Here is an 8,020-nt window from a genome sequence, read left to right as displayed (position 1 = left end):
CGCCGCCCGCCGCTCCAGCATGGAGACCGGCTACGCCTACGGCGGCGGCATCGAGTACGCGCTGCCGACGGAGTCGTTCCTGAACTTCTTCCGCACCAGCGCCGTGACGATCAAGGGCGAGTACATCCGCTACGACCTCGGAAGCCGCAACCTCGTCGTCGCCAACGTCGGCCCGGCCGGCACCCCGGGGATCGGCTACATCTCGCGCGTCTCGACCGAGGGCAGCCTCGCTCGCGCCGGCATCAACTACAAGTTCGGCACCTACTAGGATCTACCGCCAAGCGCCCAGGCGCCTGCATCGATCGGAACACGCGAGGAGGGCGGAGGCGGAAGCTTCCGCCCTTCTCGCGTTTCGGGCTCCCGGCCCATTCGGCCGGAGCGGCGGTTCCGTTCGTCATGAAAATCCTCTAGGGCGTTGCGGGCATGAACCGCATCGCGCTCTATGCCGGCTCCTTCGATCCGGTCACAAACGGCCATCTCGACGTCGTCCGCCAGGCCTGCCGGCTTGTGCCGCGCCTCGTCATCGCGATCGGCGTCCACCCCGGCAAGGCGCCGCTCTTCACTGCCGAAGAACGAGCCGAGCTGCTGAGCGAGACCTGCCGGCCCCTGGCCGAGGCCGAGGGGACGGAGCTTGAGATCGCCACCTTCGACGACCTCGCGGTGAGCGCGGCCCGCCGCTGCAAGGCTAGCCTGTTCATCCGCGGGCTGCGCGACGGCACCGACCTCGACTACGAGATGCAGCTCGCCGGCATGAACGGCGCGATGGCCCCCGAAATCCAGACCGTGTTCCTGCCGGCCTCGATCCAGGTCCGCCCGATCACCGCGACGCTCGTCCGCCAGATCGCGGCCATGGGCGGCGACGTGTCGCCCTTCGTGCCGCACCAGGTGGCCGAACGCCTCGCGGCCCGCTTCGCAAGCCGAAGCTAGGCCACCACCCCTTCCAAGGAGACGATTCCCCATGAACCGCCGCACCGCATTTTTCGCGCTCGCGATCTCCCTCGCGATGGGCACCTCCGCCGCCCGCGCGGCGGATGCCAACACCGTCTTCCTCGACACGAAGGACGGCCGCGTCACCATCGAGCTGCGCCCCGACATCGCGCCCAAGCACGTCAAGCAGCTCAAGACGCTGATCGCTCAGGGCTTCTACAACGGCCTTAAGTTCCACCGGGTCATGGACGGCTTCATGGCGCAGACCGGCGACCCGAAGGGCAACGGCACCGGCGGATCGAGCCTGCCCGACATCCCGGCCGAGTTCTCCTCGGCGCAGTTCCGCCGCGGCACCGTCGGCATGGCCCGCTCGTCGGACCCGAACTCGGCCAACTCGCAGTTCTTCATCTGCCTCGGCGATGCGTCGTTCCTGAACGGGCAGTACACCGTGGTCGGCCTCGTCTCCGACGGCATGGACGTCGTCGACAAGATCAAGAGGGCCGCCCCCGGCGCGGCCGGCGGCGCGGTCCAGAACCCGGACAAGATCGTCAAGATGCAGCTGGCCGAGAAGGCGAAGTAAGCCGCGATGCGAGGGCGGGGTGCGGCGGCGGCGCTGCTGGCCGCCCTCGCGCCCGCTTCGGCGGGTGCGTGGGACGGCCAGCCGTTCTACGGCTACGCCCTCGACGGCGAGGGGCCCGGCTACCCGCTGAGCCTCCCGCAGACCCTGCGGGCGACGATCGTGGTGCCGCTGGCGGCACGCCCCGTCCCCCGCGCGAACACGCTGGCCGAGTTCTATCCGGCGCTCGCGGCGTGCTGGCGCCCTCCGGCCTCGCTCGAGGACGCGCCCGACATCGAGATCACCGCCCGCCTGTCGCTCCGGCGGGACGGGAGCTTGATCGGGCCGCCGCGGATCACGTATGCGAGGGGCGTCGGGCCCAAGACGCGCCCGACCCTGGTGCATGCGACCCTCGACGGCCTGAGCCGTTGCCTGCCGGCGCGCATCACGCCCGGCCTCGGCCGAGCGATCGCCGGGCGACCCGTCGCCCTACGTTTCGTCTACCGGAAGGTCGACGCGAACCGACCCGGATGACGGCACCCGAACACCCCGCCGCGCCGCCGACCGGCGCAGCGCCCCTTCCCCGACCAACCCGGAGACCGACATGGCCGACACCGAAAACCTCGTCCTCGAGACCACCAAGGGCCGCGTCGTCGTCGCGCTGCGCTCCGACCTCGCACCGAACCACGTCGAGCGCATCAAGACGCTGGCCGGCCAGGGCTTCTATGACGGCGTGCCGTTCCACCGCGTGATCGACGGCTTCATGGCCCAGACCGGCGACCCGACCGGCACCGGCTCGGGCGGCTCCGACCTGCCCGACCTGAACGCCGAGTTCAACGCCGAGCCGCACACCCGCGGCACCTGCTCGATGGCCCGCACCAACTTCCCGCACTCGGCGAACTCGCAGTTCTTCATCTGCTTCGACGACGCGCGCTTTCTGGACAAGCAGTACACCGTCTGGGGCAAGGTGACCGAAGGCATGGACGTGGTCGACACGATCAACAAGGGCGAGCCGCCGCGCTCCCCCGACAAGATCGTCAAGGCGACCATCGCCGCCGCCTGACCTCAACGAACGCCCGTCGCCTCCAAGCGTGAGGCGACGGGCGATCCCGGCCCCCCGAATGGGTCATCGAGCATTGGGCGTATCCCCGCAGGCGACGATGCGGGTGACGGCTCTCAGCGGACGTTGATCGAGCCGAAAGCGGCGTTTCGGTCGCAGGGTGACGCCACACGCCCGGTACCGCTCACCTAACATATGTTGGTGCTGTGCTGCGACCGCGCACCTAGCCTACAACTTGCGCGGATCATCCATCGGGCACGTGACGGTCCGGCGCGTCCTGCCTCTTCGCCGAAGTCTCTTCGAGTCGACGCCGTGGATCGCTTGGCGATGCGCGGATGGCCAGGATGTCTCCTCCGCCCCGCCTGGATGAGACCTCACCGGATGGCCGAGAAGCGGGATGCGGTCGCGAACGACGCCGAGCCCATCCGCGACGAAGTTTTGCAGCCGGGCGCCGACACCGCTCGCGCCCGAAAGGTGCCGGCGCAAGGGCCGCGCTACCACGCCATCGTCACCGGCGCCGACGGCGCGAAGAGCCTGCACGCACTCCCGGCCTACGGCGACGACGAGGCCATCGCCCATGCCCTCGCCCTGGCCGAAGGTCGCGCGATCGAGATCTGGGACGGCCCGCGATTGATCGACCACTTCGCGGCGGTCGCACGATAGAGGCGACGCCGCGACTGCGATCGATTAATGGGATTTGGGAGGTATGGAGCGGGTACCGGGAATCGAACCCGGGTATTCAGCTTGGAAGGCGAATGATTCCTCGTTCGTGAGATCCATGACAAACCTTTCGTCCTGCAGCCACTAGGTTTTTCGCGTCACCTCTATCATACCTCGTTTGTACCTCTGTGTGAGCTGAGTGTGAGACGGGTCATGGCGCAAGTATCAATCGTCGACAGTCCCGCAAAGCGTGCGCGGCTGCCGGCTGCAAAGAACCCCTATTGGCAGGGGATCGCAGGCTCCCGGAAAGGCGTATCACTCGGCTATCGTAAGCCGCAGCGCGGGTCAGGGACTTGGACCGCGAAGCTCGTTCTCGACGGCCATCGCCGGGAGGCGAGGCTTGCGCAGGCGGATGATGCAGGGTCCGCCGATGGCGCCCTCCCTTACCCGGCGGCTGTTACGGCAGCGATGGAGTGGGCGCGCGGCGAGCTTCGAAAGATTGAGGGGGTCGACGACGCCCCTGCGCAACCGTCGGCGCCCATCACGGTCGCCACTGCGCTTGATGCCTATGTTGATGCCTACGCGGCACGGAAGAAGACGCCGCGGAACTACATGGCCGGCTTGCTCAAGAAGCACGTGCTATCTGATGCCGCGTTCGCCGAGACACCGTTGGCGAAGCTCACGTCGGAAAAGATTATTGCTTGGCGCAAGCGGCTCGCACCCAACCTCTCTGGCCGGTCGGTCAACTGGATCTTGACCGTCACGCGCGCCGCTCTCAACCAAGCTGCCGATCAGCACCGCCGAGTGCTGCCGCCAAACCTGCCAACTGAGATCAAGGCCGGCACCAAGTCCGTCCCGAGTGAGGCGAACGCTCGGAAACAGATCCTGGCCGACGCAGACATTCGACGGCTGGTGGCCGGCGCCTTCCACGTCGACGAGACCGGCGATTTCGGCCGCATGATTCTGTGCCTTGCGGCAACTGGCGCACGGTTCTCTCAGGTTGCACGCATCAGGGTTGCGGACGTCCAGGTGGAACGGATGCGGATCATGGTCCCGCCGGCTAGGAAAGGACGGCCCGGTAAGACGTCGGTTCCGATTGCCGTGCCGGTCGGCGCCGACATCATCGCTGGGCTGCAGCCTGCCCTCGCTAGTCGCTTGGGACATGAACCTCTTCTCATGCGCTGGACGAAGAAGCAGGTCGGGCCTCGCGAATGGATTAAGACCGAACGCGGCCCTTGGACTGAGTCTCCAACTGCACGACACGATTGGGCCAGAGCACGAGCGTACGCTGGCCTGCCCGCCGACGTCGTCATGTACGCTTTTCGCCATAGCTCGATCGTCCGCGGGCTCTGCGCACGGCTCCCAGTCCGTCTCGTCGCGGCGCTGCACGATACAAGCGTCGGAATGATCGAGGCCCACTACTCGGCATACATCGTCGATGCGACCGAGGATCTCGTTCGCCCGACCTTGGTTCCACTGGCGCCCGCCGAGCCGACACGGCTGTGCCCGATCGCCGAGGTGGCCGCGTGAAGACTCAGCCTGCTGCTCGAACAAAGTTGACGAAAGCTGGTCGGATCATGGGGCGCCCGCCGAGGACACGAGCGGACCTTATTGTAAAAGATCCTAGCCTCAAAGTGACGCGGCGCCTTGTGGGGCAAGCACCGCCGCGCTCCAGGCTTGTCGATGGAGTCTATATTGCCGTATTTGGGCCTCCTAAACCAATATATGAGGACATCAAGAAATCAAAAGGGCGGCCGGTCGCAACCATGAGCGAGGAAACCCTTTGGATAATTAGATCTATCGATGGTGAAAATCGCCCCGGCTATGCTGAAGAACTTGCAGTTCAAATGCAGGCAGCAAAGGGCAATCACGCCATGAAGGCCGAGGGCGTAAAACGCAAATTAACTTCTGTCAGAGCTCAGACCAAGGCTAGGAAAGCTCGATCGCTGGTTAAAATTTCGCTCCCTCGACGCATCGCCGACATTACCGAATAAAATCATATTTTATAATGACTTAGGTCGGTCTAATTATCTCGGCTTTTTGGTAGAAGGCGTCTCACCTATCTCTCCTAGCACATTGCTACGGGAGATTATCATGCAAATCGAAAAGTTACACGGCAGTAGCTCCGCTACGCGTTCTCGTCGTCTGCCCAGCGCTCAGCGACTTCGGGGTACGGGCGCTTCGACATCGACCGTTCAGATGCGCTGGCAGGACCGCCCTCATCAGCAACTCGCGATTGCCAGCGAAATTGCTCAGGTATCCGAAGCGGCTCTCTACAAAGCCGAGAAGGACGGGCTGCTTACGTTCGTAAGGCTCGCAGGCCGTACCCTCGTTGATACGGTAAGCCTGATCTCATTCATCAGCCGCGCAGAGCCGTGGACAGCCTCTCAACGTGGGGCTGCCGCTCGGGCGAAGCGGGCCCAAGTCGCCCGCCTGTCGCTGCGCTGATCGCGGGGTTCCGACATGGAAAACGGTCAGACGCTTGGCGTCCTCTTCGCTCCCGAACAGTCTGCGCTTGCAGCACCGGCCGCCTTTTCGGTTGACGAGTTGGCCGCTTTCTTCCGCATTTCCCGCGCGTCTGTTTGGCGGCTGCTCAAGAAGGGTTCGCTCGCACGTACTCGGATCGGCGGCCGTACGGTCATCCGCCGGATTGATGCCGACGCGTTCCTCGCCCGCGCCGCGGCGGTCGCGTGATGAAGGTCTCACTCCGTCCGCTTCTGCAGCACGAGTATCTCGCGACCGGCGGCCGCTTCGTCGCCGACTCCATCGCGTGCCAGCTCACGCCGAAGGAACTGCTGTCGGTCAGCGCCGCTCTTCATAGCGTCGCCTTTTGTTGCGACGCGCTGTTCCTGAACCCTGAAGCGAAGCCGAAAGCGCCGCTATGGATCGGCGGCACGCTTGCCGACAACGTCACCGAGGGCGAGGCCCTCATCGTTTTTGCGGACGCTCATCCTCGGCGTGGCTATTCCGGTGCGCATCTCAGCATCTCTGACATCGCCAACCATCGAGCGGCTGCCAACGGCCCAAGCCCCAGAATCGCGAAGGCGAACACCGTCGCGCGGGCGCTCAGCCGAGGGCACATCTGTCGTCCGACGCTGCATGCTTTAGCGCCAAAAGAGACGCCGGAGATCCGGCACGACAATTTTTGCTCGCTGGCTGCCCACGTCCTCGACGACCGCACGTTCGATCGCCTGGTCGGCATGACGGACGGTGTGCCCATCATTGCCATCGTAGGCGACACCCGCTCGACCGGCATCACCAGTGGCCGCTTCTTCGTCTCCGTCACCACGCTTCCCGGGGTGTGGCTCGGGATGTCCGAACCGGCCGGCCGCTGCTGAAGAACCAGCAGGTGGACAGCATCACGCAGTTGCGCAGCCTCGGGCTCGTCCTGGCGAAGCGGTGGAGCCTCGATCCAAACGGCGTTCCGATCGGCGCCGGGTACGACAAGGCCAAGCATTTCGCAGTCGTCGAACACTCGGTCTCATGCGTCGCGGATCTTGCGCTGGTGCTGGATGGGACGTCCTCCGATCCGTTCTCATGCGTGATCCGTGGGCGGCCTGGACCTGGCTGCGACATCCGGCGGACAGCCCGTCTCGGCGTGCTCTTCGAAAACGTACCGCGTCGCTGGTCGATGCACGACTTCGACGCGGTCGCCTGTCCGGATTGGCTCAATTGGCGCGCCGAGCCGGCGGCAGCTGCAGATTTTCTTCGGTTGCTGCTGCCCCCGCAGTTTCACGAGGCAACGTGCTGGTGGAGTTTCACCGGCAGCCAGGGTTTCAAGCCCGGCCTGCGGATGCGCCTGGCTTTCTGGCACGACGTCGCGATCAGCGGCGCGGACCTGAAGCTGTGGCTCTGCGAACGCGAGCCCATTCCAGGGAAACCGCGAAAAAGCTGGCCGCAGATCTGTCCGGTCGATGGCAGCATCTATAGCCATGTACAGCCGATCTACGTCGCCAAGCCGGTACTCGCGGCCGGTGTCGTCGATCCGGTCCCGCAGCGGACCGGCATCCTTCGCGGACCCCTCGACGCCGTGCAGACTCCCGTGCCGATCACGGCGCGGTTTACTGCGTCTATTGAACGAACCGGTCACGCCCGCACCACGCCGACAGATCGGACCTACGAAGGTAGCGGCTACGCCTACCATCGCAGCAGGATCGGCGACGATGCGGACGGCTTCCATCTGCCGTTGCGGGCCGCGCTTGCCGCGTGGATCGCGATGCATGGCGCCGAGACCGATCCCACGCCGGTGATCGACGATCTATCGTCGGTAGCGTGGGTGGTCTGTCCCGCAGATCCGGTCCGCCGTGCCGAGGTCGAGGAACGCATCGCAGCGCTTCCACGCGTGGCGGAATGGATTCGTGACCGGCAGCGGGAGACCGAGCGGCGTCTGGGTTCGGTCGGCGCGGCGTGCCATGCGTCCCATCCACTGCCGACACGGACGCTCGCCGAAGCGCAGCATGAGCTCGGTGCCGCGGCTCGCACGGCCTTTCTGCGCACGCGTAGCTTCTTCGCGGTGCATCGCGACACCGAATCTGCCGACGGCAGCGACCGACACAAGGTCGGGGCGTGCGGCCGTGGCGCGGCCGCGCTGTTCGACGGACCTGCCCGTGTCGCGATCTGCGCCGGCGTTGGTATCGGCAAGACCGAGGCCGTGATCCGCGAAATCGTATCGCTGATCGGAGATCGCCCCAATGTAAAGGGCGGACCAATTCCAGGCCGCTGTGGCGGAGTAAAACCAGGCCAGTGGCGGCCGGCAGCTTGAACGATGAAGGGGCCCGATCGGGCGCCTTCATCGTTCAAGCTGCCGGCCGCCACTG

Annotated in this window: 12 protein-coding genes; all 12 read left to right on the top strand. The window is 65.5% G+C overall.

What is annotated here, in order from left to right:
* Window positions 1-268 (top strand): outer membrane protein (locus tag MFF13_RS26215; RefSeq protein WP_373322619.1); only part of this gene is annotated, 268 nt, incomplete at its 5' end.
* Between the two features lie 155 nt (window positions 269-423).
* Window positions 424-927, top strand: a complete 504-nt coding sequence (gene coaD, locus MFF13_RS26210) for a pantetheine-phosphate adenylyltransferase (RefSeq protein ID WP_147827796.1) — start codon at window positions 424-426, stop codon at window positions 925-927.
* 31 nt (window positions 928-958) lie between these two features.
* On the top strand, window positions 959-1,507 hold the full coding sequence (locus tag MFF13_RS26205; protein ID WP_147827795.1) for a peptidylprolyl isomerase: 549 nt from the start codon (window positions 959-961) through the stop codon (window positions 1,505-1,507).
* 6 nt (window positions 1,508-1,513) lie between these two features.
* Complete coding sequence (locus MFF13_RS26200) at window positions 1,514-2,017, top strand: UCP034077 family protein (RefSeq protein WP_238273394.1); 504 nt, start codon at window positions 1,514-1,516, stop codon at window positions 2,015-2,017.
* A 70-nt stretch (window positions 2,018-2,087) separates the two neighbouring features.
* Complete coding sequence (locus tag MFF13_RS26195) at window positions 2,088-2,546, top strand: peptidylprolyl isomerase (RefSeq protein WP_147750105.1); 459 nt, start codon at window positions 2,088-2,090, stop codon at window positions 2,544-2,546.
* 378 nt (window positions 2,547-2,924) lie between these two features.
* Complete coding sequence (locus MFF13_RS26190) at window positions 2,925-3,206, top strand: hypothetical protein (RefSeq protein ID WP_147827793.1); 282 nt, start codon at window positions 2,925-2,927, stop codon at window positions 3,204-3,206.
* A 210-nt stretch (window positions 3,207-3,416) separates the two neighbouring features.
* Complete coding sequence (locus MFF13_RS26185) at window positions 3,417-4,733, top strand: tyrosine-type recombinase/integrase (RefSeq protein WP_238273393.1); 1,317 nt, start codon at window positions 3,417-3,419, stop codon at window positions 4,731-4,733.
* Window positions 4,734-4,969: 236 nt separating this feature from the next.
* Window positions 4,970-5,197: a hypothetical protein gene (locus MFF13_RS26180; RefSeq protein WP_238273392.1), complete on the top strand. Its 228-nt coding sequence runs from the start codon at window positions 4,970-4,972 to the stop codon at window positions 5,195-5,197.
* 205 nt (window positions 5,198-5,402) lie between these two features.
* Window positions 5,403-5,651 carry a hypothetical protein gene (locus MFF13_RS26175; RefSeq protein WP_238273391.1) on the top strand — a complete coding sequence of 83 codons (249 nt, stop codon included), beginning with the start codon at window positions 5,403-5,405 and terminating at the stop codon, window positions 5,649-5,651.
* Window positions 5,652-5,666: 15 nt separating this feature from the next.
* The gene (locus tag MFF13_RS26170; RefSeq protein WP_238273390.1) at window positions 5,667-5,897 is read left to right on the top strand and encodes a helix-turn-helix domain-containing protein; all 231 of its coding nucleotides are present in this window, start codon (window positions 5,667-5,669) and stop codon (window positions 5,895-5,897) included.
* Window positions 5,897-6,541, top strand: a complete 645-nt coding sequence (locus MFF13_RS26165; protein WP_238273389.1) for a hypothetical protein — start codon at window positions 5,897-5,899, stop codon at window positions 6,539-6,541. Before MFF13_RS26170 ends, MFF13_RS26165 begins: the two co-directional genes overlap by 1 nt.
* An 11-nt stretch (window positions 6,542-6,552) precedes the next feature.
* Entirely contained in the window at window positions 6,553-7,965 is a 1,413-nt protein-coding gene (locus tag MFF13_RS26160; protein WP_238273388.1) for a hypothetical protein, read from the top strand.
* Window positions 7,966-8,020 lie beyond the last annotated feature (55 nt).

It is taken from the genome of Methylobacterium cerastii (assembly GCF_022179125.1).
Taxonomy (GTDB): domain Bacteria; phylum Pseudomonadota; class Alphaproteobacteria; order Rhizobiales; family Beijerinckiaceae; genus Methylobacterium; species Methylobacterium cerastii.
This window is presented reverse-complemented; position numbering and strand designations above follow the sequence as displayed.

Excerpts from the sequence above, each read along its gene's own strand:
- MFF13_RS26180 (WP_238273392.1), top strand. The coding sequence starts at position 4,970 with ATGAGCGAGGAAACCCTTTGGATAATTAGATCTATCGATGGTGAAAAT.
- MFF13_RS26175 (WP_238273391.1), top strand. The coding sequence starts at position 5,403 with ATGCGCTGGCAGGACCGCCCTCATCAGCAACTCGCGATTGCCAGCGAA.
- coaD (WP_147827796.1), top strand. The coding sequence starts at position 424 with ATGAACCGCATCGCGCTCTATGCCGGCTCCTTCGATCCGGTCACAAAC.
- MFF13_RS26200 (WP_238273394.1), top strand. The coding sequence starts at position 1,514 with ATGCGAGGGCGGGGTGCGGCGGCGGCGCTGCTGGCCGCCCTCGCGCCC.
- MFF13_RS26165 (WP_238273389.1), top strand. The coding sequence starts at position 5,897 with ATGAAGGTCTCACTCCGTCCGCTTCTGCAGCACGAGTATCTCGCGACC.
- MFF13_RS26190 (WP_147827793.1), top strand. The coding sequence starts at position 2,925 with ATGGCCGAGAAGCGGGATGCGGTCGCGAACGACGCCGAGCCCATCCGC.
- MFF13_RS26170 (WP_238273390.1), top strand. The coding sequence starts at position 5,667 with ATGGAAAACGGTCAGACGCTTGGCGTCCTCTTCGCTCCCGAACAGTCT.
- MFF13_RS26195 (WP_147750105.1), top strand. The coding sequence starts at position 2,088 with ATGGCCGACACCGAAAACCTCGTCCTCGAGACCACCAAGGGCCGCGTC.
- MFF13_RS26185 (WP_238273393.1), top strand. The coding sequence starts at position 3,417 with ATGGCGCAAGTATCAATCGTCGACAGTCCCGCAAAGCGTGCGCGGCTG.
- MFF13_RS26205 (WP_147827795.1), top strand. The coding sequence starts at position 959 with ATGAACCGCCGCACCGCATTTTTCGCGCTCGCGATCTCCCTCGCGATG.